Source organism: Pseudomonas anatoliensis, assembly GCF_017976235.1.
Taxonomy (GTDB): domain Bacteria; phylum Pseudomonadota; class Gammaproteobacteria; order Pseudomonadales; family Pseudomonadaceae; genus Aquipseudomonas; species Aquipseudomonas anatoliensis.
The window spans coordinates 169,930-195,219 of record NZ_JACVHC010000003.1; the positions used below are offsets into that span (position 1 = coordinate 169,930).

General features: G+C 59.2%; 23 protein-coding genes. 10 read left to right on the forward strand and 13 right to left on the reverse strand.

The window, feature by feature from the left end:
- Nucleotides 1-228: 228 nt before the first annotated feature.
- On the forward strand, nt 229-2,412 hold the full coding sequence (gene yccS / locus ICA16_RS10160; protein ID WP_210700520.1) for a YccS family putative transporter: 2,184 nt from the start codon (nt 229-231) through the stop codon (nt 2,410-2,412).
- A 148-nt stretch (nt 2,413-2,560) separates the two neighbouring features.
- On the opposite strand, the gene ICA16_RS10165 is transcribed toward yccS, so the two are convergent.
- Nucleotides 2,561-3,298 carry a substrate-binding periplasmic protein gene (locus ICA16_RS10165; protein ID WP_150601918.1) on the reverse strand — a complete coding sequence of 246 codons (738 nt, stop codon included), beginning with the start codon at nt 3,296-3,298 and terminating at the stop codon, nt 2,561-2,563.
- Between the two features lie 254 nt (nt 3,299-3,552).
- Between ICA16_RS10165 and ICA16_RS10170 the strand changes: the two genes are divergently transcribed.
- Nucleotides 3,553-4,005, forward strand: a complete 453-nt coding sequence (locus tag ICA16_RS10170) for a GNAT family N-acetyltransferase (protein ID WP_210700521.1) — start codon at nt 3,553-3,555, stop codon at nt 4,003-4,005.
- A gap of 123 nt (nt 4,006-4,128) precedes the next feature.
- On the opposite strand, the gene ICA16_RS10175 is transcribed toward ICA16_RS10170, so the two are convergent.
- The 3 genes from ICA16_RS10175 to ICA16_RS10185 form a co-directional block, all read right to left on the reverse strand.
- Nucleotides 4,129-4,425 (reverse strand): winged helix-turn-helix domain-containing protein, encoded by a 297-nt coding sequence (locus ICA16_RS10175; protein WP_027610630.1) that lies wholly within the window; start codon nt 4,423-4,425, stop codon nt 4,129-4,131.
- A gap of 118 nt (nt 4,426-4,543) precedes the next feature.
- Nucleotides 4,544-5,035 carry a M48 metallopeptidase family protein gene (locus ICA16_RS10180; RefSeq protein WP_210700522.1) on the reverse strand — a complete coding sequence of 164 codons (492 nt, stop codon included), beginning with the start codon at nt 5,033-5,035 and terminating at the stop codon, nt 4,544-4,546.
- Between the two features lie 44 nt (nt 5,036-5,079).
- Nucleotides 5,080-7,203 (reverse strand): putative bifunctional diguanylate cyclase/phosphodiesterase, encoded by a 2,124-nt coding sequence (locus ICA16_RS10185; protein ID WP_210700523.1) that lies wholly within the window; start codon nt 7,201-7,203, stop codon nt 5,080-5,082.
- Between the two features lie 319 nt (nt 7,204-7,522).
- On the opposite strand from ICA16_RS10185, the gene ICA16_RS10190 reads away from it, so the two are divergent.
- Both ICA16_RS10190 and ICA16_RS10195 read left to right on the forward strand, forming a co-directional pair.
- Complete coding sequence (locus ICA16_RS10190; protein WP_150601922.1) at nt 7,523-8,191, forward strand: polysaccharide lyase family 7 protein; 669 nt, start codon at nt 7,523-7,525, stop codon at nt 8,189-8,191.
- Between the two features lie 447 nt (nt 8,192-8,638).
- The gene (locus ICA16_RS10195; RefSeq protein ID WP_150617807.1) at nt 8,639-9,001 is read left to right on the forward strand and encodes a DUF6124 family protein; all 363 of its coding nucleotides are present in this window, start codon (nt 8,639-8,641) and stop codon (nt 8,999-9,001) included.
- A gap of 60 nt (nt 9,002-9,061) precedes the next feature.
- Here the strand turns inward: ICA16_RS10195 and fba are convergent, their stop codons facing one another.
- The 6 genes from fba to tkt all read right to left on the reverse strand — a co-directional run bounded on the left by fba (nt 9,062) and on the right by tkt (nt 15,408).
- On the reverse strand, nt 9,062-10,126 hold the full coding sequence (gene fba, locus ICA16_RS10200) for a class II fructose-bisphosphate aldolase (RefSeq protein ID WP_007913760.1): 1,065 nt from the start codon (nt 10,124-10,126) through the stop codon (nt 9,062-9,064).
- A gap of 251 nt (nt 10,127-10,377) precedes the next feature.
- Entirely contained in the window at nt 10,378-10,710 is a 333-nt protein-coding gene (locus ICA16_RS10205) for an MliC family protein (RefSeq protein ID WP_203419808.1), read from the reverse strand.
- Between the two features lie 57 nt (nt 10,711-10,767).
- Nucleotides 10,768-10,989 (reverse strand): hypothetical protein, encoded by a 222-nt coding sequence (locus ICA16_RS10210; RefSeq protein WP_150601927.1) that lies wholly within the window; start codon nt 10,987-10,989, stop codon nt 10,768-10,770.
- A gap of 34 nt (nt 10,990-11,023) precedes the next feature.
- Nucleotides 11,024-12,187, reverse strand: coding sequence for a phosphoglycerate kinase (locus ICA16_RS10215; protein ID WP_210700524.1), 1,164 nt, complete (start codon nt 12,185-12,187; stop codon nt 11,024-11,026).
- Nucleotides 12,188-12,199: 12 nt separating this feature from the next.
- Nucleotides 12,200-13,252 (reverse strand): erythrose-4-phosphate dehydrogenase, encoded by a 1,053-nt coding sequence (epd, locus tag ICA16_RS10220; protein ID WP_150617808.1) that lies wholly within the window; start codon nt 13,250-13,252, stop codon nt 12,200-12,202.
- Between the two features lie 158 nt (nt 13,253-13,410).
- A complete protein-coding gene (gene tkt, locus ICA16_RS10225) occupies nt 13,411-15,408 on the reverse strand; it encodes a transketolase (protein ID WP_042561494.1) in 1,998 nt (665 codons plus the stop codon).
- A gap of 258 nt (nt 15,409-15,666) precedes the next feature.
- Between tkt and ICA16_RS10230 the strand changes: the two genes are divergently transcribed.
- From ICA16_RS10230 to ICA16_RS10245, 4 genes are all read left to right on the forward strand, one after another.
- A complete protein-coding gene (locus ICA16_RS10230; protein ID WP_210700525.1) occupies nt 15,667-16,662 on the forward strand; it encodes an ArsR/SmtB family transcription factor in 996 nt (331 codons plus the stop codon).
- Between the two features lie 18 nt (nt 16,663-16,680).
- Entirely contained in the window at nt 16,681-17,871 is a 1,191-nt protein-coding gene (gene metK / locus ICA16_RS10235) for a methionine adenosyltransferase (protein WP_150601932.1), read from the forward strand.
- Nucleotides 17,872-18,114: 243 nt separating this feature from the next.
- Complete coding sequence (ligB, locus tag ICA16_RS10240; protein ID WP_210700526.1) at nt 18,115-19,782, forward strand: NAD-dependent DNA ligase LigB; 1,668 nt, start codon at nt 18,115-18,117, stop codon at nt 19,780-19,782.
- A gap of 96 nt (nt 19,783-19,878) precedes the next feature.
- A complete protein-coding gene (locus ICA16_RS10245) occupies nt 19,879-20,274 on the forward strand; it encodes a DUF1090 domain-containing protein (RefSeq protein WP_042561498.1) in 396 nt (131 codons plus the stop codon).
- 137 nt (nt 20,275-20,411) lie between these two features.
- Here ICA16_RS10245 and ICA16_RS10250 read toward each other — a convergent pair whose 3' ends face one another.
- Nucleotides 20,412-20,861 carry a c-type cytochrome gene (locus tag ICA16_RS10250; RefSeq protein WP_210553489.1) on the reverse strand — a complete coding sequence of 150 codons (450 nt, stop codon included), beginning with the start codon at nt 20,859-20,861 and terminating at the stop codon, nt 20,412-20,414.
- Nucleotides 20,862-20,989: 128 nt separating this feature from the next.
- Between ICA16_RS10250 and mltA the strand changes: the two genes are divergently transcribed.
- Nucleotides 20,990-22,162 (forward strand): murein transglycosylase A, encoded by a 1,173-nt coding sequence (gene mltA, locus ICA16_RS10255; RefSeq protein WP_210700527.1) that lies wholly within the window; start codon nt 20,990-20,992, stop codon nt 22,160-22,162.
- A 95-nt stretch (nt 22,163-22,257) separates the two neighbouring features.
- Here the strand turns inward: mltA and ICA16_RS10260 are convergent, their stop codons facing one another.
- Nucleotides 22,258-22,641 carry an MAPEG family protein gene (locus ICA16_RS10260; RefSeq protein WP_150601937.1) on the reverse strand — a complete coding sequence of 128 codons (384 nt, stop codon included), beginning with the start codon at nt 22,639-22,641 and terminating at the stop codon, nt 22,258-22,260.
- Between the two features lie 39 nt (nt 22,642-22,680).
- Nucleotides 22,681-23,514 (reverse strand): EamA family transporter, encoded by an 834-nt coding sequence (locus ICA16_RS10265; RefSeq protein ID WP_210700528.1) that lies wholly within the window; start codon nt 23,512-23,514, stop codon nt 22,681-22,683.
- 319 nt (nt 23,515-23,833) lie between these two features.
- On the opposite strand from ICA16_RS10265, the gene ICA16_RS10270 reads away from it, so the two are divergent.
- The gene (locus tag ICA16_RS10270) at nt 23,834-25,003 is read left to right on the forward strand and encodes an MFS transporter (protein ID WP_150601939.1); all 1,170 of its coding nucleotides are present in this window, start codon (nt 23,834-23,836) and stop codon (nt 25,001-25,003) included.
- Nucleotides 25,004-25,290 lie beyond the last annotated feature (287 nt).

Sequence of the window (25,290 nt, forward strand, 5' to 3'; positions counted from 1 at the left end):
GGAGCTGGCTTGCCAGCGAAGAGGCCGGCACATCCAACATCGATGTTGAACGCCAGGACGCCATCGCTGGCAAGCCAGCTCCCACAGGTTTTTGTGCCAACCCCCAAATTGAGTTCGGCATAAAAGCAGTAAGGAACACTTTTTGCTGTCAGATGTGATCGGCGCCATTGCGTCGGCGTCATTACTGGCTCAATTTAGCGGCATCGCCTCGGAAGGCCTTCGCACTTCATGTCCTCGACTTCGTTTCGTCAGTCTTTGCGGCGCCTGTGGGCGCTGGATAAATTCAGTTATAGCGTGCGGGTGTTCATCGCCCTGACCGGCAGCATGGCGCTGTGTTGGTATCAGGATGAAATGGGCCTGCTGATCCCGTTGTTCCTGGGGATTATCGCCAGCGCCCTGGCCGAGACCGACGACAGTTGGCAGGGTCGCCTCAACGCACTCGCCGTGACGCTGGTATGTTTCAGCATCGCCGCATTGTCGGTCGAATTGCTCTTCCCCTACCCCGTCATCTTTGCGATTGCGCTGGCGTTGGCCAGTTTCGGCCTGACCATGCTCGGTGCGCTGGGCGAGCGTTATGGGGCGATTGCCTCGGCAACCCTGATCCTTTCCGTGTACACGATGATCGGCGTCGACCAGCGCGGCGGCGCAGTGCTCGATTTCTGGCATGAACCGATGCTGCTGGTGGCTGGCGCCGCGTGGTACGGCTTGCTCTCTGTGCTGTGGCAGGCGCTGTTTTCCAACCAGCCGGTGCAACAGAGTCTGGCGCGGTTGTTCCGTGAGTTGGGTTTTTACCTGAAGCTGAAATCTTCGCTGTTCGAGCCGATCCGGCAGATGGACGTCGAGGCCCGACGCCTGGAACTGGCCCAGCAGAATGGTCGCGTGGTGGCGGCACTGAACAGCGCCAAGGAAATCATCCTGCACCGGGTCGGCAACGGTCGCCCCGGCTCGAAAGTCAGCCGTTACCTGAAGCTGTACTTCCTCGCGCAAGACATCCACGAACGCGCCAGCTCTTCGCACTATCCATACAACGCGTTGGCCGATGCGTTTTTCCACAGCGATGTGCTGTTCCGCTGCCAGCGCCTGCTGCGCCAGCAGGGTAAAGCCTGCCGGGCGCTGGCCGAATCGATCCAGATGCGTCAGCCGTTCATCTACGACGCCAGTTTTGCCGAAGCCCTGAGCGACCTCGACGCCTCCCTCGAACACTTGCGCATCCAGAGCAACCCGGCATGGCGCGGCCTGCTGCGCTCACTGCGCGCACTGGCGGCCAACCTTGGCACCCTCGACCGTTTGCTCAGCGATGCGAGCAACCCCGATGCCTTGGCCGACGCCACCGACAGCAGCCTGCTCGACCGTTCGCCGCGCAACTTCAAGGACGTGTGGATTCGCCTGCGCACACAACTGACACCGACTTCGTTGCTGTTCCGCCATGCCCTGCGTCTGCCGCTGGCCTTGAGCATCGGCTACGGCATGGTGCATTTGATCCACCCGTCGCAAGGCTACTGGATCATCCTCACCACGCTGTTCGTCTGCCAGCCAAACTACGGCGCGACGCGACGTAAACTCGGCCAGCGGATTCTCGGTACCGCCATCGGCCTGACCGTGGCGTGGGCGTTGTTCGATCTGTTCCCTAGTCCGCTGGTGCAGTCGTGCTTCGCCATCGCCGCCGGGGTCGTGTTCTTTACCAACCGCACCACCCGCTACACCCTGGCGACCGCTGCGATCACCATCATGGTGCTGTTCTGCTTCAATCAGGTCGGTGACGGTTACGGGCTGTTTCTGCCACGGCTGTTCGATACCTTGCTCGGCAGCCTGATCGCCGGTCTGACGGTGTTCCTGTTCCTGCCGGACTGGCAAGGCCGACGCCTGAACAAAGTGCTGGCCAACACCCTGACCTGCAACAGCATCTACCTGCGCCAGATCATGCAGCAATACGCCGCCGGCAAGAGTGACGACCTCGCCTATCGCCTGGCCCGACGCAACGCGCACAACGCTGATGCAGCGCTGTCGACGACGCTGGCGAACATGCTCATGGAGCCTGGGCATTTTCGTAAGGAAGCGGACGTCGGTTTCCGTTTTCTGGTGCTGTCGCACACCTTGCTGAGTTATCTGTCAGGGCTCGGCGCGCATCGCGAAACCCAGTTGCCCGCGGATGTGCGTGAGCAGTTGATCGAAGGCGCCGGGGTGAAACTGGCGGCGAGCATCGATGAAATCGCCCAAGGCCTGGCGAGCAAACAACCGGTTGCGATTCAAAGTGACGAAGAAGAAGCGCTGGCCAATGAGCTGGAGCAGATGCCGGATGAAATCGATGAAGGGCAGCGACTGGTGCAAACGCAACTGGCGCTGATCTGCCGACAGTTGGGACCATTGCGGACGTTGGCGGCGCATTTGATCAAGGATACCTCTGAAGTTTGAGTTGCCTTGGCGGGCCCCATCGCTGGCAAGCCAGCTCCCACAGTGGGTCGGGTTGATTCACAAAATTGTGCTTCACCAAAGAACCCTGTGGGAGCTGGCTTGCCAGCGATGAGGCCCTCAGCAACAACACAACTCCGGGATCAGAAACCTACATCCCATGCTGCCTCAGCAACTTGTCATAACTCCCATCCGCCTTCATCGCCGCAATCGCCTTATCAAACCCAGCGACAATCTGCGCATGCTGCGGATTCTTCAGGCTCACCAATATGTGCAGGCTGTTCTCGCTCAACGGCTTGGGCAAAAACTCCACCGCACTGCGTACCTTCGATGATTCCCGCGCCAGGTAATAGCGCGCGACATACTCATCTTCCAGCGTCAGTTTGACCCGATCCGCCGCCAGCATGCGCACGCCCATGGCGAAGTTATGCACAGGGACTTTCTGCATCGCCGTGTCGGCATCAAATGGCGGCGAGTAGGCGTAACCGCGCACCACCGCTATGGGATAAGTGTGCAGTTGCTGCAGATTGCTGTATTCGAGTGGCGTGTCTTTGCGCTTGAGAAAGCGGATGCGATTGACTAGATACTCACCGGAAAACTGCCCCAGCTTCATCCGGTCTTCGTTATACCAGGCATTGACCAGTACGTCGTAACGCCCCTCGCCAACCCCCAGCAGCGCCCGTGCCCAAGGCACTTGCTGATAGCCGCTGGCAAAACCGGCCCGGGCCAGCGCGGTGGTGACGATGTCGGTGGCCAGGCCGCCGTTGACCAGTGTGTCATCGGTGAAGGGCGGCCAGATATCAAACACCAGCCGCAGCTTCTGCGCCGCTGCGGTCTGAGCCAGCAAGAGCAATCCGATCAAAGCAAAAGCTCGATGCAAACGCGGCATGCTTGAAAATCCTCAGCGGGCCGGAGCCCTGCATGTTTTCAGTCAAAACCCCAAGGCCCCTTACCGGCAAAACCCAGGCACTGACATTAGCTCAATGGAACCACTGCACAGTGCTCACCCGCAGATTACACAAAGACGCCCGCGCTGCGCGAAAGGAATGATGGCATTTTGACCTTTGTCACAGACTCTTACGCCATACAGACATCTGCGACCGGTGCGCTTAGTATCGGACGACGTATTCAAGGAATCGAAAAATGACAATCGAGTGGGTCTGCAAACATCACAGCGATCTGGGCAAAGAGCAGCTTTACGCACTGTTGAAGCTGCGGTCGGAAGTGTTCGTGGTCGAACAGAAATGCGCCTACCCCGACCTCGACGGTCAGGATCTGGACGGCGACACCTATCACTTGATGGGTTGGGAGGATGATCAGTTGATGGCTTATCTGCGCCTGCTCGACCCCGAATCCCAGGGTGGCGACGTGGTGATCGGTCGCGTGATCACCGCGCCGCAGGCCCGAGGCCAAGGGGTGGGGCACGAGATGATGGAGCAGGCGCTGAAGCAGGCCGAGAAACACTGGCCGCAGGTGCCGATCTATCTGTCGGCGCAGGCGCATTTGCAGGGGTATTACGGCAAGTACGGTTTCGTGGTGGCGGGTGAGGAATATCTGGAGGACGACATTCCGCATATCGGGATGCGTCGTTCCTGAAGGCCCCATCGCTGGCAAGCCAGCTCCCACAAGAAATTGCGTCGTTCACAACGTGTGTGAACACCAGAAAAACCTGTGGGAGCTGGCTTGCCAGCGATGGCGTCAGCCCAATCCACTCAGGATTCAGGGATACTCAAGCACAGCCTTGATCTGCCGCAAATTACGCTCGATCCATCCCCGATCAATCGCCCCCCACTCACGAATCCGATAACGCCCGGCATGGTTGCGGGCGCCCTCCTCCTGCTCGAACTCGCAAATGATATCCAGATCCGCCAGCGCGGCTATCGTGTCCTGTGCCGTGCGCCGGGGCATGCCGGTCACTTCGGTCAGCGCCGGCACGCTTGGGGCCAGACCGCTGTCGATCAGGTACGCCACATACAAGCGTCGATAGAAACTGCTTTTGGTCTTGCTGACGTCCATGCATGCACTCCGCATTTATTGAAGATCAAAAGATCGCAGCCTTCGGCAACTCCTACAGGGGGGGAACGCATTCCAGTGTAGGAGCTGCCGAAGGCTGCGATCTTTTGATCTTTATTCTTCACTGCATGTCCCGCCAAGTCAGATACACGCGCAGATCAAACTCGACCTGGTGATACCCCGGCAGCATGTGTTCGCACAATTTATAAAACGCCTTGTTGTGATCAGACTCTTTGAAGTGCGCCAGTTCATGCACGACGATCATTTTCAGAAAGTCCGGCGCAGCGTCCTTGAACAGCGAGGCGATACGAATCTCTTTTTTGGCCTTGAGTTTGCCGCCCTGAACGCGCGAAACCGTGGTGTGCAACCCGAGAGCGCGGTGGGTCAGGTCGAGGCGGTTGTCGAACAGCACCTTGTCGATGGCCGGCGCGTTGCGCAGGTATTCCTGCTTCAGGTCCAGCGCGTAGCTGTACAGCGCCTTGTCGCTCTGCACATCGTGGCGCCCCGCATAACGCTGGTCCAGGTATTCACCCAGACGCCCGTCGGCGATCAATTGGCGCACCTGATCCTGGAGTTGCGCGGGATAGGCCTGGAGGTACTTCAACACAGTCATGGACGGGCGACACGGTTCGAAAAAGGTGCGCCAGTGTAGCGAATTCAGCCGGGCAACGCGCTCCAGTCGAAAGGCTCGGCAAAGCTTGCGACATCTTCGGCAATCATCGGTCGCGCCACGAGGAAGCCTTGTACGTACTCGCAGCCGTGGGCTTGCAGCCATTGATATTGCTCAATGGTCTCGACACCTTCGGCGATCACCAGCAAACCGTATTGCTTGCACAGATTGATCACTGTGCTCACCAGGTACGCATCCTTTTTGGAGTCCGGCAATCGAGCGATCAGATGGCGGTCGAGCTTGAGTGTGTCCAGCTCCAGATCGCGCAGATGCGCCAGCGAACACGGCCCCGAGCCGAAATCGTCCAACGCCACCCGCACCCCGAGATTGCGCAGCAAGCGCAACTGCTTGCGTGTCTCGTCGGGGTTTTGCATCAACGCTTCTTCGGTGACCTCGACTTCCAGTTGCCTTGGCTGCAAGGCATGTCGCTCCATCACCTGACGCAACTCGGTGACCAGATTAGGCAGGCTGAACTGGGTGTTGCTCAAACTCACGCCGAGCACCAGGTCTTCGGCAAACAAGGTTTCCCAGGCTTTGCGCTGCCCAGCGCCACGGTGATAAATCCAACTGCCGAGGCGACTGATCAGCCGCGCCTCCTCCAGCAACGGCAAGAACAACCCCGGCGGCACATCACCCACGCTCGGGTGCTGCCAACGCAGCAGCGCCTCGAAACCACGGATCTGGCCGCTATCGATCGCCACCTGCGGTTGATAGACCAGATTGAAATCGCGGTTTTCAATGGCGGTGCGCACACTTTCTTCAAGCATCAACCGCGAGCGCGCACGGCCATTCATTTCATGATCATAGAAGCGATATTGCTGACGCCCGGCGCGTTTGGCTTCGTACATGGCGATGTCCGAGGCGCGCAGCAATCCGTCGAGGTTCGATCCGCAGTCCGGATAAGTGGCGATACCGATACTGGCGCCGAGGGCAATATCCATACCCTCGATTTGCTGACAGATCGAGACCCGTTCGATCAGCTTCTCGGCAATCTTCGCCGCCTGCTCGGGAAACTCCAGATCCAGCAGTGCTGTAAATTCATCACCGCCCATGCGCGCAAGAATATCGAACGGCCGCAAACACGCCTTCAATTGTTCAGAGACCCAGCGCAACACACGGTCGCCCGCGTCATGACCGAGGGAATCGTTGACGCGTTTAAAGCCATCGAGATCCAGATAAAGCAGCACCCAACTGCCGTCGCTGCGTTCGCCGCGCAGCAGCAGGTTTTCGACGGTTTGATAAAAGCCACGACGATTGAGCAACCCGGTCAACGGATCAGTGACCGCTTGAAATTCAAGCTGCTGGTGCAGATGGCGCACCACCGACATGTCGAGCACCGTCACCACCATCGCCTGTTGCTCGGCAGGTAACGGCGCGCAGGACAGCGCCACCGGCACTTGCTGTCCGGGCGCGGTACGCAGCAAAGCGTCGCGCAGACGCAAGGTTTCGCCGCGCTGGTAACTGGTTTTGAATTCGGAATCGGCCCACAACGGGATGTGCGGTTTCTGCAGGTAATCAAGAAACTCCTGACCCTCCAGCTCTGTCACTGGCGCATTGAGCAGCCGTGAAATCGCCGGATTGGCAAAGCGGATCAAGCCGTCCTCGCCCAGCACCAGAATGCCTTCGGCAGCGTTATCCAGCACCGAGGCGTTAAATGCCCGCGCCACCTCCAGATCGCGAGTCAGTTGCTGCAAGGCGCGGCGATTGCGCTGATGCTCCAGCAGCGCTTGCACCTTGGGCTTGAGGATCTGCGGGTCGAAGGGTTTGAACAGATAATCCACCGCACCGCTGGCATAGCCCTTGATCACGGCATCCTGGGATTGCTCGTTGGCGGTGAGGAAGATGATGGGTGTGAGGCGCGTGCGCTGACTGCCGCGCATCAGCCGCGCGACTTCAAAACCGTCCATGCCCGGCATCTGCACATCCAGCAGGACCAGATCGACGTCGTGTTCGAGCAGAATATTGAGCGCCTCGAAACCGGAGGCGGCGGTCATGACGTGCCAATCCTGACGCTGCAGCAACGCGCGCATGCTGATCAGGTTTTCAGGGTAGTCATCTACGATCAACAGGACAGAGCTGCCTTCACTTGGCGGGGGTTGCGCGCATTCCATGCTGCTTCTCTTGTCGGGACATCAGGTCGGTTCCGGTAAAACCGCACACATACTGAGCCTTCACTCTAGTCTTGGATCCACAAAAGCAGTAGCTGTCATCAAGCCATCATTTAACGAATGACTGGTTTAGCCGACTAACGGTCACGCTTGAAGTCCCCTGAAACCGGGAAAGGTGGCATTTCGACAGGATGTTGACGTCAACCGTCCGCCGGACGGCCGTTAACAAATTCTCCCTCTACGCTTATAAAGGCCGCCCCAAAACGCGCGGGCTAGAGCTTCTGGCACGTACGTGCAGTAAAACTTGAGTGGAAGAACCGACATGATCGATCTCGCAACCTGGAACCTCAGCGTTCCCGTTGGCAGCCCGCCATATACCGTCGAAACCTCCAAACTGGTGAAAGGCTTCAAGGATCAATACTTCCATTCCGACACCGGCACCCTGTTCTTCTGGTCACCGGTAACCGGGTCAAAAACCGAAAACGCCATCTACCCGCGTACTGAACTGCGGGAGACCTACAGCAACGGCACCCTACGAAATTGGTATTACCCGGACGCCGACAACCTGCTTCGCGCGACCGTCACGGTCAACAAAGTGCCAAGCTCCGGCAAAATCGTCATCGGCCAGATTCATGCTTATGAAAGCCAGAAGCCGATGCTCAAACTCGAGTACCAATACAAGACTAAAACCGAAACCGGCAATCTGGTGATAAAGGTGCGCATGCGCCCCGATGACGACGAAAGCCGCGTCATCACCCTCGCCACCGGAATCAAAATGGATCGCGAATTCAACTACCTCATCCACCTCAGCCCCGGCGGCGCGCTGGGCGTGAGTGCAGCGGGTTATCAATGGGATTCACAGATCAGCGCGACATGGCGCAACAAGCCGCTGTATTTCAAGGCCGGGGTGTATGTGCAGGACAACACCGGATACACCAGCGAAGGCGGCCAGGTAACCTTCTCCAAACTCGACATCGATCACGATAAATAAACCGCGTTCTCCTGTAGGAGCTGCCGAAGGCTGCGATCTTTTGATCTTGTTTTTGATTCTAAAAAGACAGAATCAAAAGATCGCAGCCTTCGGCAGCTCCTACATTTAAACGGTGTTGTTTAGATCTGTCGGCGGTTACTTCCCGAAGCCTACAACAGCTTGCGTCGTTGCCTACGGGTACGCCAGAATCCGCCGGCTTGTGCGCCTGGAGGGCCATCGGTAACTTGATTCGCGTCACTGATTTCCAGTGATCGGGTTTAGTAGCCCGTGGTTACGCGATGCGCATTGGCACCATTCAGTCGGGAATATCCCGCGCTTGATGGTAGCTGTTCGCAGGGCGCCTTCGGGTGCGCCGGTCGCGTCTCCCCGGTCTACTAACCTGCGTTCAGCTGCCACCCCTTCGTTTAGTAGCGATCCGGTGTCGGCTCCATTTACCGGAGACGAAACATGACTAAATCAACGCCACACCCGCCGGTCACCGACCCGGCCTCCCCGTACGAATCCCTCGACTCAAAAAAACTCAGCGACGCCGCCGAACGCGCCCTCGACCATTACCTCAATCCCGCCGCCAACATAATGGCCAGCACCAACGAACCCGAGCCCATGTACCTCGCCAACCCGAAGTACAACACCGAGTCCCTGCTGGCAAACGCCAGCGAAACCCTGGGTTCAGCGAGCGAAATGCTCAACAACTTCGCCGCGATGCTCGATACCTCGCACCGCAAGACCGCGTTGGGCATTGCGCAGGTCGTCATGCTCGGTGAACTGGCGGTGAATCAAGCGCTGGATCATGTTGAGTTGAAGGAATAGTCACCCACAAAAAACCCGCCTCTCGGCGGGTTTCTTGATTCAATGGTTTAACGCTCAGGCTTAGTTAACCTTGGCGTTCAACTCACCCTTCAGATAACGCTGGTACATCGCTTCCAGCGAGATCGGTTTGATCTTCGAAGCGTTACCGGCAGTGCCGAACGCTTCATAGCGAGCGATACATACGTCGCGCATTGCGGTCACGGTCGCGCCGAAGAATTTACGTGGGTCGAATTCGCTCGGGTTGGTGGCCATCAGGCGACGCATTGCACCGGTGGATGCCAGGCGCAGGTCGGTGTCGATGTTGACCTTGCGCACGCCGTATTTGATGCCTTCGACGATTTCTTCAACCGGTACGCCGTAGGTTTCTTTGATGTCGCCGCCGTACTGGTTGATGATCGCCAGCCACTCTTGTGGCACCGACGAGGAACCGTGCATCACCAGGTGGGTGTTAGGGATGCGTTTGTGGATTTCCTTGATGCGGTCGATGGCCAGCACGTCGCCGGTAGGTGGCTTGGTGAACTTGTAGGCGCCGTGGCTGGTGCCGATGGCGATGGCCAATGCGTCGACCTGGGTGCGTTTGACGAAGTCAGCGGCTTCTTCCGGGTCGGTCAGCATTTGGCTGTGATCCAGAACGCCTTCAGCGCCGATGCCGTCTTCTTCACCCGCCATACCGGTTTCCAGGGAACCCAGGCAGCCCAGCTCGCCTTCAACCGAAACGCCGCAGGCGTGAGCCATGGCTACGGTCTGCTGAGTGACGCGGACGTTGTAGTCGTAGTCGGTCGGGGTCTTGCCGTCTTCGCCGAGGGAGCCGTCCATCATTACCGAGCTGAAGCCCAGCTGGATCGAGCGCTGGCAGACGTCAGGGCTGGTGCCGTGGTCCTGGTGCATGCACACCGGGATGTGCGGGAATTCTTCGATCGCGGCCAGGATCAGGTGACGCAGGAATGGCGCGCCAGCGTATTTACGGGCGCCGGCCGAAGCCTGGACGATCACCGGGGAGTCAGTCTTGTCAGCGGCTTCCATGATGGCGCGCATCTGCTCAAGGTTGTTGACGTTGAAGGCTGGAACGCCGTAGCCGAACTCGGCTGCGTGGTCCAACATCTGGCGCATGCTGATAAGTGCCATTGTGTGTGTCTCTCCCGGTTTGGGTCGTTAATCGTGCCAGCCTGCCGGAGCGGCGGCGGCTATTCAAGTGATTGCAGATCGGGGGTTGAGGCCCGGCCTGGTGATTCGATAAAGCAAAATCCTGAGAACTACACAGAACCCCTGTAGGAGTGAGCCTGCTCGCGATAGCGGCCTGACAGTCGCTGCAGTGCTGACTGCAGAATTGCTATCGCGAGCAGGCGAAGGCCTACAATGGGCCTGCGGTGTTGCAATTACTCGGCTTTGCAGCCGCGGCCGATCAAGTCATTGGTAGCGACCCAGTACACCAGGCCTTCCTCACCCTTGACGTGAAACGCCAGCATGCCATCGCTGTACAGCGCGCCCGAGGCACCCGGCTCTTCTTTCAGGCGATAGACCTGATCACCGCCGCCCAGTCGAACGTCGACTTCCTTCTGGCCGGCATCGGCGTAACGCCACAGCACTTTGGCCTGGCTGTCGCAGGTCCACGTAGTCCAGTTATCCGCCGGGGCGGACGACTGAAACAGGTTCAACTGCGCGCAACCGCCCAACAATGCCAACGCCGCAATGGCGATCAAGCCTTTCATCCGTGTTCCTCGACTGACGACACACCCCGCCAGCCCTGAGTTAAAGAGTCAGACCCGTCAAGGACAACCATGTTCCTTGACCGGGGTTTGCGTCTCGTATTTGTCCAGACCGTCCGGCCCGGAACGCTTGTTCAGCACCGGGTTGGTCTCGGCCTGCCAGTCAGCCTGATAACAGCCTTTCTGCACCGCGTCTGGCGCAGGCGTAGGCTCGGCCTTCGGGTTGCTCCCGCAGGCCGCCAGCGTACCGGTCAGCAACAACAATGCTAACGACTTGACCATGTGAACACTCCTTTGCCTGGCCAAACGGGCGGCCTCAGGCCTTGGCCCGGCTTTCCAGGACTTCAACGGCTGGCAGCACTTTGCCTTCGACGAATTCGAGGAACGCGCCACCACCGGTGGAAATGTAGGAGATCTTTTCAGCCACGCCATATTTATCGATGGCCGCCAGGGTGTCACCACCGCCGGCAATCGAGAACGCAGCGCTGTCGGCAATGGCCTGAGCCAGCACTTTGGTGCCGTTGCCGAACTGGTCGAATTCGAACACACCGACCGGGCCGTTCCACAGAATGGTTTTCGACGACTTCAGCAGTTCGGCGAAGTTGGCCGCGGTCTGAGGGCCGATATCCAGAATCATGTCATCGGCAGCAACGTCAGCAATCAGCTTGACGGTGGCTTCGGCGGACTCGGCGAATTCCTTGGCAACCACAACGTCGACCGGCAGCGGCACGCTGACCTTGGCAGCGATGGCGCGCGCGGTGTCGAGCAGATCCGGTTCGTACAGCGATTTGCCTACCGGATGACCGGCAGCGGCAAGGAAGGTGTTAGCGATGCCGCCACCGACGATCAGTTGATCGCAGATCTGGCTCAGGCTGTTCAGCACGTCGAGTTTAGTCGAGACCTTGGAGCCGGCAACGATGGCGGCCATTGGTTGCGCAGGCGCGCCGAGCGCTTTGCCCAGTGCATCCAGCTCAGCGGCCAGCAGCGGGCCAGCGGCGGCGACTTTGGCAAATTTGGCCACGCCGTGGGTCGAACCCTCGGCGCGGTGAGCGGTGCCGAACGCATCCATCACGAACACATCGCACAGGGCGGCGTATTGCTGGGCCAGTTCGTCAGCGTTCTTTTTCTCGCCCTTGTTGAAGCGCACGTTTTCGAACAGCACGATGTCGCCGGCCTTGACGTCAACGCCGCCCAGGTAATCGGCCACCAGCGGCACTTCACGACCCAGAGCCTTGCTCAGGTAGTCAGCGACTGGCTTGAGACTGTTCTCGGCGGAGAACTCGCCTTCGGTCGGACGGCCAAGGTGCGAGCACACCATAACGGCGGCACCTTTTTCCAGGGCCAGCTTGATGGTCGGCAGCGAAGCCAGGATTCGCGCATCGCTGGTGACAACACCGTCCTTGACTGGGACGTTGAGGTCTTCGCGGATCAATACGCGCTTACCTTGCAGATCGAGGTCGGACATCTTCAACACGGTCATGGGTCGCACTTCCTACGGTTTTTTTGAAGTTGCTGTTTGCAGATAGTGTTCTGCAACGTCCAGCATTCGGTTGGCAAAACCCCACTCGTTGTCGAACCAGGCCAGGATGTTTACCAGCCGGGGGCCGGAAACGCGGGTCTGACTGGCATCGACGATGGCCGAATGTGGGTCGTGGTTGAAATCACAACTGGCGTGAGGCAATTCGGTGTAGGCCAAAAGACCCTTGAGCGGGCCGCTGGTGGCGGCTTCACGCAGGATCCGATTGACCTCATTGGCGTCGGTCGCCGTGGCGGTCTGCATCGTGATGTCGAGGCACGACACGTTGACCGTCGGCACGCGTACGGCTTTGGCCTGAATTCGGCCGGCAAGTTCCGGCAGCAGGCGCTCGATACCGCGCGCCAGACCAGTGGACACCGGGATCACCGACTGGAACGCCGAACGGGTACGGCGCAGGTCTTCGTGGTGATAGGCGTCGATCACTGGCTGATCGTTCATCGCCGAGTGAATCGTGGTGATCGACACGTACTCGAGGCCGATCGCCTTGTCGAGCAGACGCAACAGCGGCACGCCGCAGTTGGTGGTACAGGAGGCGTTGGACACCAGCAGTTCGTCGCCGGTCAGGCAGTCCTGATTGACGCCGTAAACGATGGTGGCGTCGACATCCGCCTCGCTGGCCATCGGCTGCGAGAACAGCACGCGCGGCGCGCCGGCGTTGAGAAACCGCTGGCCGTCTTCACGGGTGTTGTAGGCGCCGGAACATTCAAGCACCAGATCAACGCCCAGCGACGCCCAATCGATGCCTTCGGGGGTGGCACTGCGCAGAACCTTCACGCAGTCGCCATTAATATGCAGACAGTCGCCCTCGACCCGCACTTCGCCGGGGAACCGGCCGTGGGTAGAGTCGAAGCGTGTCAGGTATTCGATGCTGGCCATGTCAGCCAGATCGTTGATCGCGACAATTTCAAACCCGGCTTTCTCGCCTCGCTCAAACAACGCACGCAAGACGCAACGACCAATCCGGCCGTAGCCGTTGAGTGCAACTTTGTAAGGACGCGGTTGAGGCATGGGGTTCTCAATAGTGTTCGCTGACAACATAACCCCATGTAGGAGCTGCCGGAGGCTGCGATCTTTTGATCCTGTTTTTAGATCAAGATCAAAAGATCGCAGCCTCCGGCAGCTCCTACAGGGGAACGCGGTGGCCGGGGCCACCGCATTCGTACTGCTTAGTCTTCCAGCAGCTCTTCAGCCTGACCCAGGATGTTTTCCAGGGTGAAACCGAATTCCTCGAACAGTGCTGGCGCAGGCGCCGATTCACCGTAAGTGGTCATGCCGATCACGCGACCTTCCAGACCCACGTACTTGAACCAGAAGTCGGCGTGAGCCGCTTCGATCGCGATACGCGCGCTGACCTGCAACGGCAGGACGGCTTGCTTGTAGCCAGCATCCTGAGCATCGAACACGCTGGTGCAAGGCATCGAAACCACGCGCACCTTGCGGCCCTGCTCGGTCAGTTTGTCGAAGGCTTGAACAGCCAGGCCGACTTCCGAACCGGTTGCAATCAGGATCAGCTCAGGCTCGCCTGCGCAGTCCTTCAGCACGTAGCCACCGCGGCTGATGTCGGCAATCTGGCCAGCATCACGGGTTTGGTGCTGCAGGTTCTGACGCGAGAAGATCAGCGCCGATGGACCGTCCTTGCGCTCCAGAGCGTTTTTCCAGGCCACCGCCGATTCAACGGCATCGGCTGGACGCCAGGTGTCGAGGTTCGGTGTAGTGCGCAGGCTGGTCAGTTGCTCGATCGGCTGGTGCGTCGGGCCGTCTTCGCCCAGACCGATGGAGTCGTGGGTGTAGACGTGGATCACTTGCTTCTTCATCAGCGCCGACATGCGCACAGCGTTGCGAGCGTATTCCATGAACATCAGGAAGGTCGCGCCGTAAGGCACCAGGCCGCCGTGCAGGGTGACGCCGTTCATGATCGCGGTCATGCCGAATTCGCGCACGCCGTAATACATGTAGTTGCCGCTGGCATCTTCAGCGCTGACACCTTTGCAACCTTTCCACAGGGTCAGGTTGGAACCGGCCAGGTCAGCCGAACCACCGAGCAGTTCCGGCAGCAGCGGGCCGAACGCGTTCAGGGTGTTCTGGCTGGCTTTACGGCTGGCGATGGTTTCGCCTTTGGCAGCGACTTCAGCGATGTAGGCCGAGGCTTTTTCGGAGAAGTCGGCTGGCAGTTCACCGCTCAGACGACGGATCAGTTCGTTGGCTTCGGTCGGGAACGCGGCGGAGTAGGCAGCGAAACGCTGATCCCACTCGGCTTCTACAGCGCGGCCGGATTCTTTGGCATCCCACTCGGCATAGATGTCGGCCGGGATTTCGAACGGGCCGTGGTTCCAGTTCAGCGCCTGACGGGTCAGAGCAATTTCCGCGTCACCCAGTGGGGCGCCGTGGCAATCTTCTTTGCCTTGCTTGTTCGGCGAACCGAAACCGATGGTGGTCTTGCAGCAGATCAGCGTCGGCTGCGCGCTCTTGCGAGCGGTTTCGATGGCGGTCTTGATCTCTTCCGGGTCGTGACCGTCAACGTTGCGGATCACCTGCCAGTTGTAGGCTTCGAAACGCTTCGGCGTGTCATCGGTGAACCAGCCTTCGACTTCGCCGTCGATGGAGATGCCGTTGTCATCGTAGAAGGCGATCAGCTTGCCCAGACCCAAAGTACCGGCCAGGGAAGCGACTTCGTGGGAAATGCCTTCCATCATGCAGCCATCACCCAGGAACACATAGGTGTGGTGGTCAACGATGTTGTGGCTCGGACGGTTGAACTGCGCCGCCAGGACTTTTTCTGCCAGGGCGAAGCCCACAGCGTTGGCCAGACCCTGACCCAACGGGCCCGTGGTGGTCTCGACGCCTGGGGTGTAACCGAATTCCGGGTGACCCGGGGTGCGGCTGTGCAGTTGACGGAACTGTTTGAGGTCTTCGATCGACAGGTCGTAACCGGTCAGGTGCAGCAGCGAATAGATCAACATCGAGCCATGGCCGTTGGACAGCACGAAGCGGTCACGGTCGGCGAACGATGGATTGCTCGGGTTGTGCTTGAGGTAGTCGCGCCAAAGCACTTCGGCGATATCTGCCATACCCATAGGTGCACCGGGATGGCCGCTGTTGGCTTTTTGCACGGCATCCATGCTGAGGGCACGAATGGCGTTGGCACGCTCACGACGGCTAGGCATCGCTGATCTCCTGGGTGTGAATAGATTGAAACGGAAAAAAGGAGGGCATTTTCCCTCACCGGAGCGCCTCGGGGCAATGACAGATAGTCATCCGGCAACGTTTTTCCAATGGATAGCGGCGGATTGAGCAGGTGAAACCTTTCCGCTGTTCGTTTGTAGAGTTAACCATTCCGTGAGAAGTGCCATCTATCGAGCAATATCAAAACTTTTTGATATTGGCCTTGCGGTGATTTACCCCCGTCTCTAGACTGCTGCCCCATGAACTTACGCGTGCCTTCCATTCGACATGACGATTGCGACGAGCTGGCGGCCCTGTGCAAGGCCGGCGGCGATCCGCTGCGCCTGAATGTATTGCGCGCGCTGGCCAACGACTCGTTCGGTGTGCTGGAACTGGCACAGATTTTCGGCATCGGTCAGTCCGGCATGAGTCATCACCTTAAAGTGTTGGCGCAAGCCGATCTGGTGGCGACCCGCCGCGAAGGCAACGCGATTTTCTATCGCCGCGCCCTGCCCCACACCGAATTGCTGGGTGGCAAGTTGCACGCCGCATTGTTAGAAGAAGTCGACAACCTGATGCTGCCTGACGACGTTCAAGCGCGAATCACTCAGGTTCACGGGCAACGGGCAGCCGCCAGCCAGGACTTTTTCGCCCGGGTAGCTGAGAAATTTCGCGCCCAGCAAGACTTGATCGCAGGCCTGCCGCAATACCGTGAAAGCGTGCTGGCGCTGCTCGACAAACTGAATTTCGATGGTGCTGCCACGGCCATTGAAGTCGGCCCCGGCGATGGTGCTTTCCTGCCGGAACTGGCGCGTCGTTTCAGCACCGTAACCGCGCTGGACAACAGCCCGGCGATGCTCGAACTGGCGCGTCAGGTATGCGTTCGTGAACAACTGGCTAACGTCAGCCTGCAATTGGCCGATGCATTGAACGGCACCAGCCTTCAGGCCGATTGCGTTGTGTTGAATATGGTGTTGCACCATTTCGCCGCGCCGGCCGAAGCGCTCAAGCACATGGCCGACTTGCTGCAACCGGGCGGTAGCCTGCTCGTGACAGAGTTATGTAGCCACAACCAGAGTTGGGCCAGGGAGGCCTGCGGTGATCTGTGGTTGGGGTTTGAACAGGACGATTTGGCCCGTTGGGCCACCGCTGCGGGACTCGTTCCCGGGGAAAGCCTGTATGTAGGCTTACGTAATGGTTTCCAGATCCAGGTCCGCCACTTTCAGCGACCGGCTGGCGACACTCACCATCGGTAAATTCAGGAAAAAATCGAGATGAGCGAATACTCCCTCTTCACCTCCGAGTCCGTGTCCGAAGGGCACCCGGACAAAATCGCCGACCAGATTTCCGATGCGGTGCTGGACGCCATTATTGCTGAAGACAAGTTCGCCCGTGTGGCGTGCGAGACTCTGGTAAAGACCGGCGTTGCAATCATCGCCGGTGAAGTGACCACGTCGGCCTGGGTCGATCTGGAAGAAATCGTGCGTAGCGTCATTCTGGACATCGGCTACAACAGCTCCGATGTCGGCTTCGACGGCGCCACTTGCGGTGTGATGAACATCATCGGCAAGCAGTCCCCAGACATCAACCAGGGTGTTGACCGTGCCAAGCCTGAAGATCAGGGTGCCGGCGACCAGGGCCTGATGTTCGGCTACGCCAGCAACGAAACCGACGTTTTGATGCCAGCCCCGATCACCTTCTCGCACCAACTCGTACAGCGCCAGGCCGAAGCCCGTAAATCGGGTCTGCTGCCTTGGCTGCGCCCGGACGCCAAGTCGCAAGTGACCTGCCGTTACGAAGGCGGCAAGGTTGTCGGTATCGACGCTGTAGTTCTGTCGACCCAGCACAACCCTGACGTGTCGTACAAAGACCTGCGCGAAGGCGTGATGGAGCTGATCGTCAAGCACGTGCTGCCTGCCGAATTGCTGACCAAAGACACCCAGTTCCACATCAACCCGACCGGCCAGTTCATCATCGGCGGCCCGGTTGGCGACTGCGGCCTGACCGGTCGCAAGATCATCGTCGACAGCTACGGCGGCATGGCCCGTCACGGCGGCGGCGCGTTCTCCGGCAAGGATCCATCGAAGGTTGACCGTTCGGCTGCTTACGCTGGCCGTTATGTTGCCAAGAACATCGTCGCTGCCGGCCTGGCCGAGCGTTGCGAGATTCAGGTTTCCTACGCGATCGGTGTGGCCCAGCCTACCTCGATCTCGCTGAACACCTTCGGCACCGGCAAGATCAGCGACGACAAAATCGTCAAACTGGTGCGTGACGTGTTCGACCTGCGTCCATACGCGATCACCACCATGCTCGACCTGCTGCACCCGATGTACCAGGAAACTGCAGCCTACGGCCACTTCGGTCGCACGCCAGAAACCAAGACTGTTGGCGAAGACACCTTCACCACCTTCACTTGGGAAAAAACCGACCGCGCCGACGCTCTGCGCTCTGCTGCCGGCCTGTAATTCCCTGGCTGCATGAAAAGCCCCGCACGGTTCGCGCCGTGCGGGGCTTTTTTATGGTTTCAAGATCAAAAGATCGCAGCCTTCGGCAGCTCCTACAGGTGAAATACATACCTCGTGTAGGAGCTGCCGAAGGCTGCGATCTTTTGATCTTCAGCGCTGCGCAACACCCCGCAAAACACCCGACCGACCTCGCTGAAAATCCTGACTAGTCTTCAAGAACCCCCATGAGCAAGGACGCTCACGATGCGTTTGTTTTTGTTTGTTTTGCTGAACCTCATATACCTGACTGGCTACGCGTCTCAATGTCCGAACTGGGCCCTCGCCCAGGCCCATAACGAAATCACCACCCTGCAAAAACAGATCGACCAATGGGACGACGCCTACCATCGCGAAGGCCGTTCATTGATAGCTGACGAACTCTACGATCAATCGCGCCTGCGGCTAAACGAATGGCGACAGTGTTTCAAATTGTCGGCAGCGCCCGGGCCTCTGCGCACAGCTTCGGGCGCCATTGCGCACCCCATTGCCCACACTGGCCTGGACAAGCTTCATAAATCCGAGGCCGTGGAGGCATGGCTGAGAGACCGCAAGGACGTTTGGGTACAACCCAAAGTCGATGGCGTTGCCGTGACACTCATCTATCGCGCAGGCGTTTTGCAGCAAGCGATCAGTCGCGGCGACGGCGTCATCGGGCATGACTGGACAGCATCGGCGCGCAACATCGACGCCATCCCTCAACGCCTGAAGCAACCGCAGGATGTGTTGGTGCAAGGCGAACTCTATTGGCGCTTGAACAAGCATGTTCAAGCACGCGCCGGCAGCGTCAACGCACGCGCTATCGTTGCAGGCTTGATGGGCAGAAAATCCCTGAGTACGGAACAAGGTGCCGGCATCGGATTATTCATCTGGGACTGGCCACAAGGGCCTGCGGATTTGCCTGAGCAGCTATCGACACTGGCGGCGCTGGGCTTCGCCACGACGGTGCCCTACAGCTATCCCGTCCAGCAATTTGCAGAGGCGCAAAAGTGGCGCGAGCACTGGTATCGCTCACCCCTGCCATTTGCCACTGATGGCATCGTTCTGCGCCAGAGTCAGCGCCCTCCCGCCGAACGCTGGCAGGCCCGCGCACCTTACTGGGCTATTGCCTGGAAATATCCGTTTGCCCAGGCATTGGCCGAAGTACGCAAGGTGAATTTCAAAGTCGGTCGCACGGGTCGCATCACGCCGGTACTCGAACTGATACCCGTCATGCTCGATGACCGGGAGATCAAACGGGTCAGCGCCAGTTCACTCAAGCGCTGGCAGGCGCTGGATATCCGCCCCGGCGATCAGGTGGCAATCAGTCTGGCTGGCCTGACGATTCCGCGTCTCGACAGCGCTGTATTGCGCACCAGTGAGCGCGCAGCAATCAATGTCCCGAACGCCAAGGATTTTCATGCCTTGAGTTGCTGGCAGCCCACACCCGGCTGCGAAAGCCAGTTTCTCTCGCGCATGACCTGGCTCAGCGGCAAACAAGGACTGGCCATGCAGAATGTCGGGCGCGGTACTTGGGAGAAACTTCTCGAAACAGGCCGCCTGAAGCACCTGCTGGATTGGTTGACCCTCGACGAGCCAGAGCTTGCTAACATTGCCGGCTTCGGCGAACGCAGCAGCGCGCGCCTGATGCACAGCTTTCGCAGCGCCCGCCAACGGCCGTTCGCACAATGGCTCAAGGCCCTGGGTATGCCGCCAACGGGCGGGGCAAAACTCGCCGATTCGTGGCAGGCACTGGCACAACGTGATACCGAACAATGGCAGGAAGAAGCCGGCATCGGCCCCGGTCGCGCAGCGCAATTGAGCGCATTCTTCCGTGACCCGCAGGTGCTAGCCTTGAGTGAAATTTTACGCGCCGCCGGAATCGACGGTTTCTGAACATGCAATCCCGGCTCACCGGGAACCCAACGGTCGCCGAGGCGCTCCAACAGCGCAGCGCCTCCCGACCCGATTGCCTTTGCACATGGAGCTTTTATGAAATTTTTCGCACCACTCGCCCTGCTCACCCTTTGCGGCGTCATGGCCGCTCCCGTGATGGCTGCCGAAGACGCTCCCGGCCTGACCGGCTGCGCGGCCAAGAAGCAGGGCATCGTGAACCAGATCGAGCAGGCCAAAGCCCGCGGCAACGCCGATCAGCAGGCAGGTCTGGAAACCGCTCTGCGTGAAGTCACTGAACATTGCACTGACGCCGGCCTGAAAAAGGAGCGCGAGAACAAGGTCCTCGAGGCCAAGCATGAAGTCAGCCAGCGCCAGGCCGACCTCGACAAGGCCATGAAGAAAGGCGATCCGGAGAAGATCGACAAGCGCAAGAACAAGCTCGCCGAATCGCGTAAAGAGCTGCAGGACGCGCTGGACCAGATCGACAAGTAAATTGTAGTGCGTCAGAGGCCGCCATCGCGGGCAAGCCCGCTCCCACAGGAATCTCCAGTGAACCTGGACTTTATGTACAGCAGAGAAATTTGTGGGAGCGGGCTTGCCCGCGATGACGTCAGATCAGCCAACAGATATCAATGATCGCGAAACTCTTTATGGCAAGCGCTGCAGGCATCTTCAACTTTCTGCACTGCAGGCCCCAGGTTGCTGGCCTTATACGGCTGGACCTTGCTGGCGATGACCAATTCACCGGTGGCCGCTTCAAGGTTGCGGGCCATTTCCTGGAAACGCGCCTGTTTTTGCCAGACATCGTCTTTGGCGCTGGTGTGGTCTTCTTCACGCACTTGCGGGAAATGTTTCCACGGTTCGTGGGACAACGTATCGAGCTTCACCGCACCTTCGGCAAACTTCGGCCCGTCGAACGGAATGCGTCCACGCAACATGCCGCCCAGGTCTTCGCCGGTCTTGAGCATCTGTTTGAAGATCGTCTTGCGTTGGCCCAGCGGAGAATTCGGATCGACACCGCCACAGGCGGACAGGGTCAGACAGGCCAGCAATACAACAGCAATTCTTTTAAGAGTCATGGTGGCTTCAGGTCACGAAAATCGGCGGCCAGTATCCCCGCGTCACCGACAAACACCAATAGCCCTATTAAAAATACGGGTTGCCGGAGCGCATGGAGCACTCCGGCAACCGGCACAGGAATCACTCCATGAACAGCCGTTTCAAGGCCTGGCGTCATCCGCTTATCGCAACCCTCCCACTACTGGCGATTCTCGCCGGTTGTACCGGTGGCGACAGCGACAAGCCGAAAACCCATGCGCTGGCCACTTACTCCAGCGCGACGTGGGAAGCACTGCCTGCAGTGTCAGATAGCGATCTGGTCGCCGGTTTCGGCTCGTGGCGCAGCGCCTGCACCCGCCTCAAAAATGATGCGGTCTGGGGCACGACCTGCGCCGCTGCGGCGAACGTGCCGCAGAGCGCCAGCGAGATTCGTGCTTTCCTCAAACACAACCTCGATGTTTACGGCCTGCGTGCTGAAAACGACAACCCCAACGGTTTGATTACCGGCTACTACGAACCGGTGTACCCCGGCAGCCTGACGCCGACCGAAACGGCGAACGTTCCAGTGTATGGCGTGCCCGAGGACATGATCATCGTCTCGCTCGACAGCATTTACCCCGAACTCAAAGGCAAACGCCTTCGCGGTCGACTTGAAGGTCGGGTGCTCAAGCCCTACGACGACGCGGCGACGATCGAAAGCAAAGGCGTGAACGCGCCAGTGGTTGCCTACCTCACCGATCCGATGAACCTGCAATTTTTGCAAATCCAGGGGTCCGGGCGGATTCAGACCCAGGACGGCAAGCAGCTACGCATTGCCTACGCCGACCAGAACGGCCACCCGTATCGACCGATAGGCCGTTGGCTGGTCGAGCAAGGCGAACTGAAGAAAGAAGACGTAACGATGGGCGCGATCAGCAACTGGGCCAAGGCCAATCCGTCGCGCATCCCGGAACTGCTGGGCAGCAACCCGAGCTATGTGTTTTTCACGCGCAACCCGGACAGCAACGAAGGCCCGCGCGGTTCGCTGAACGTGCCACTGACGGCCGGCTACAGCGCGGCGGTGGATCGCAAGGTGATTCCTTTGGGTAGCCTGTTGTGGTTGTCGACTACGCGCCCGGATGGCACGGCGCTGGTTCGCCCGGTGGCGGCGCAGGACACCGGCGGTGCGATTGCCGGTGAGGTTCGCGCAGATCTGTTCTGGGGCACCGGCGAGGCCGCCGGGCAATTGGCCGGCGACATGAAACAACAAGGGCAGATCTGGATGCTCTGGCCCAAAGGTGCCCCGCTACCGCAAGTGCCGCAGGTGGCCGACAAACCCTAAAAGCAAAAGATCGCAGCCTGCGACAACGTCTACAGGGTAGGTCTGTGACCTCTGTAGGAGCTGCCGCAGGCTGCGATCTTTTGACCTTGCTCTACCTAAACCGACACAAAGAAGAACGAAGCAATCAATCCCATCCCCACAAACCACACCAGCGACCGCAGAATCGCCCAATCCGCCAGATAGCAGATGATGTACAACAGGCGACTGGTGATAAACAGCACCGCCAGCACATTCACGGTGACCAACTGCGCCGTCCCCACCAGATGCGCAACGATCACCGCCACGGCGAACGCTGGCATCACTTCAAAGCTGTTCAGTTGCGCCGCATGCGCCCGCCGGGCCACACCATTAACGCTGTCGAGAAAGTCTCGCGGGTCATGATTGTCACTGAGCCGGAAACCGCCCGAGATCTTGGCGACAATCGTGCACACGTACGGCAAAAAGATTGCGATCAACACACACCAAAGAGCCACCGTCATAACGCCATCCTTTTTTCGAGTTATAGAGTTCGCGAGCCGTCAGAACTTCATCACCAGTATGCCGATCAGCACCAGCCCACATGCTAAGAGCCGCGACCTGCCGAAAGGTTCTTTGAGGTAACGCATACCGAACAGCACCACCAGAATCACGCTGATCTCGCGCAACGCCGCTGCTTCGGCAATCGAGCCCAACTGCATCGCCCACAGCACCAGAGCGTAGCTGAACAACACGCAGAACCCGACCGTCAGCCCCAGCCTCCACTGCTCACGCCAGAACTGCAAGAACGCCGGACGTCTGGCGACCCACGCCAGCATCGGAAACGGCCAGGCGCTGAGCAACGTGACCCAGACCAGGTAATCCAGCGGATGCGACCAGCGCCGCAGCGCCTGACCGTCGATGTAGGTGTAGCAGCCGATGCACAGCCCGATCAGCGCGACCACCGGCAACATCGACCACGGTAAATGTTTGCCGCCGCCGCCCTGCCACAGCAGACACGCCATGCCGAACGGAATCAGCATGATCCCGAAGATTTGCTGTGTGGTGAGCACTTCACCGGCAAAGATCAGGGTCAGTGCCAGCACCACCAGTGGCGACAAACCGCGCATCAACGGATAGACCAGCCCGAGATCGCCGACGCGATAGGCCTGAATCAATAAGTAGCGATAGAGCAGTTCGAACGCTGCCGAAGCGAGAATCCACGGCCAGATGTCCATGGGCGGCACGTTCACGAAGGGCAACGCGATGGCAACAACCAGCAGCGCCACGGTGTCCATGCACGCCACCACCAGCAGCCGTTCGGCACTGAACTTGATCAGGGTATTCCACGCCGCATGCAGCAGCGCCGCTACCAACACCAAAGCTGTCGCCAACACGTTTCACTCCTTATTATTTTTCACTGCCCCCCTGTAGGAGCTGCCGAAGGCTGCGATCTTTTGACTTTGGTTTTTAGAAACAAGATCAAAAGATCGCAGCCTTCGGCCCCCCCTACAGGCGGGAGTCGAACACTCGAATAGTCAGATTATTGATTCTCGATGTGTCAGCAGCTGTTTATACTGCAAGCGACCACGCCGCACTCAGTTGCGCACAGACTAATTCCAATAATTTCTGCCTGCCCCCGCTCTCTTTCGAGACCGGTCGTTGGCCTGCGTATGCCTGATCACAGCGTCAAGACTACCGACAGAGACCTTGCGCATGCCACTCGCCTTGTTTGCACTCGCTGTTGCCGCGTTCGGCATCGGCACCACTGAATTCGTCATCATGGGCCTGCTGCCCGACGTCGCCCGCGATCTCGCGGTGAGCATTCCTCACGCCGGCCTGCTGATTACCGGTTATGCCCTGGGCGTGGTGTTCGGTGCGCCGATCCTCGCCATCGGCACCGCTAACATGCCGCGCAAAGCCACGCTGCTGGGCATGACGCTGATGTTCATCCTCGGCAACGTGCTCTGCGCACTGGCGCCGAATTACGCCACGCTGATGGCCGCTCGCGTGGTCACCGCGCTGTGCCACGGTGCATTCTTTGGCATCGGCTCGGTGGTCGCTGCCGGTTTGGTGGCGCCGAACAAACGCGCGCAGGCGATTGCAATGATGTTCACCGGTCTGACCCTGGCCAATGTGCTCGGTGTGCCGCTGGGTACTGCGCTGGGGCAATACGCCGGTTGGCGCTCGACCTTCTGGGCGGTGTCGGTGATCGGTGTTGTCGCCGCACTCGCGCAATGGTTGTGGTTACCCAAACACATCCCGATGGACAAGGCCAACCTCGCCAGCGAGTTCAAAGTGCTGGGCAAGCTCAATGTGCTGTTGGCGCTGGGCATGAGTGTGCTGGCGTCGACCAGCCTGTTCAGTGTGTTCACTTACATCGCGCCGATCCTGCAGGACATCACCGGCGTCAGCCCGCACGGCGTGACTGTGATGCTGCTGTTGTTCGGCGTCGGCCTGACCGCTGGCAGCATGCTCGGCGGGCGCCTGGCCGACAGTCGTTTGCTGCCGTCGCTGGTGGGTGTGGCAATGGCGGTGGTGCTGGTTCTCGCGGCATTCACCCAGACCAGTCACTCGGTGATTCCGGCAGCGATCACGCTTGTGTTGTGGGGGATTTTTGCTTTCGCGCTGTGCCCGATCCTGCAACTGCTGATTATTGATCAGGCCCATGAAGCGCCGAACCTCGGCTCGACCCTGAACCAAAGCGCCTTCAACCTCGGCAACGCGGCCGGTGCGTGGATTGGCGGGTTAGTGGTGGCGAGCGGTGCCGATCTTGCGCAGTTGCCGTGGACCGGGGCGCTGGTGGGTGTGCTGACGGTGCTGACGGCGCTTTGGTTTATCTATCTGCAACGTCGCGGGGCTGCTGTGGTCAATGTGTCTGGCTGATTGTGTTGTGCCAGGAAAAGCCCTCACCCTAACCCTCTCCCAGAGGGAGAGGGGACTGACCGCGCCGTTCCGGAGAATTACGCCGACCTGAAATTGCGAGTCGAGCTCAGTTTTGAAAAGCCTGAAGATCGGCTCCCTTTTCCCCTCTCCCTTTGGGGGAGGGCTGTGATGAGCGGGCTCCTGATCTCAGCTCAGATTTCCACTGTGCCCTCAGCCGCCCTCCGCCCATCAAACCCCCGCACCAAAAAATCAGTGCGCTTTCTTCCCACCCCTCATCCAAAGGACCC

Coding starts and splice junctions, on each gene's coding strand:
- yccS (WP_210700520.1), top strand. CDS start 229: ATGTCCTCGACTTCGTTTCGTCAGTCTTTGCGGCGCCTGTGGGCGCTG.
- ICA16_RS10165 (WP_150601918.1), bottom strand. CDS start 3,298: ATGCCGCGTTTGCATCGAGCTTTTGCTTTGATCGGATTGCTCTTGCTG.
- ICA16_RS10170 (WP_210700521.1), top strand. CDS start 3,553: ATGACAATCGAGTGGGTCTGCAAACATCACAGCGATCTGGGCAAAGAG.
- ICA16_RS10175 (WP_027610630.1), bottom strand. CDS start 4,425: ATGGACGTCAGCAAGACCAAAAGCAGTTTCTATCGACGCTTGTATGTG.
- ICA16_RS10180 (WP_210700522.1), bottom strand. CDS start 5,035: ATGACTGTGTTGAAGTACCTCCAGGCCTATCCCGCGCAACTCCAGGAT.
- ICA16_RS10185 (WP_210700523.1), bottom strand. CDS start 7,203: ATGGAATGCGCGCAACCCCCGCCAAGTGAAGGCAGCTCTGTCCTGTTG.
- ICA16_RS10190 (WP_150601922.1), top strand. CDS start 7,523: ATGATCGATCTCGCAACCTGGAACCTCAGCGTTCCCGTTGGCAGCCCG.
- ICA16_RS10195 (WP_150617807.1), top strand. CDS start 8,639: ATGACTAAATCAACGCCACACCCGCCGGTCACCGACCCGGCCTCCCCG.
- fba (WP_007913760.1), bottom strand. CDS start 10,126: ATGGCACTTATCAGCATGCGCCAGATGTTGGACCACGCAGCCGAGTTC.
- ICA16_RS10205 (WP_203419808.1), bottom strand. CDS start 10,710: ATGAAAGGCTTGATCGCCATTGCGGCGTTGGCATTGTTGGGCGGTTGC.
- ICA16_RS10210 (WP_150601927.1), bottom strand. CDS start 10,989: ATGGTCAAGTCGTTAGCATTGTTGTTGCTGACCGGTACGCTGGCGGCC.
- ICA16_RS10215 (WP_210700524.1), bottom strand. CDS start 12,187: ATGACCGTGTTGAAGATGTCCGACCTCGATCTGCAAGGTAAGCGCGTA.
- epd (WP_150617808.1), bottom strand. CDS start 13,252: ATGCCTCAACCGCGTCCTTACAAAGTTGCACTCAACGGCTACGGCCGG.
- tkt (WP_042561494.1), bottom strand. CDS start 15,408: ATGCCTAGCCGTCGTGAGCGTGCCAACGCCATTCGTGCCCTCAGCATG.
- ICA16_RS10230 (WP_210700525.1), top strand. CDS start 15,667: ATGAACTTACGCGTGCCTTCCATTCGACATGACGATTGCGACGAGCTG.
- metK (WP_150601932.1), top strand. CDS start 16,681: ATGAGCGAATACTCCCTCTTCACCTCCGAGTCCGTGTCCGAAGGGCAC.
- ligB (WP_210700526.1), top strand. CDS start 18,115: ATGCGTTTGTTTTTGTTTGTTTTGCTGAACCTCATATACCTGACTGGC.
- ICA16_RS10245 (WP_042561498.1), top strand. CDS start 19,879: ATGAAATTTTTCGCACCACTCGCCCTGCTCACCCTTTGCGGCGTCATG.
- ICA16_RS10250 (WP_210553489.1), bottom strand. CDS start 20,861: ATGACTCTTAAAAGAATTGCTGTTGTATTGCTGGCCTGTCTGACCCTG.
- mltA (WP_210700527.1), top strand. CDS start 20,990: ATGAACAGCCGTTTCAAGGCCTGGCGTCATCCGCTTATCGCAACCCTC.
- ICA16_RS10260 (WP_150601937.1), bottom strand. CDS start 22,641: ATGACGGTGGCTCTTTGGTGTGTGTTGATCGCAATCTTTTTGCCGTAC.
- ICA16_RS10270 (WP_150601939.1), top strand. CDS start 23,834: ATGCCACTCGCCTTGTTTGCACTCGCTGTTGCCGCGTTCGGCATCGGC.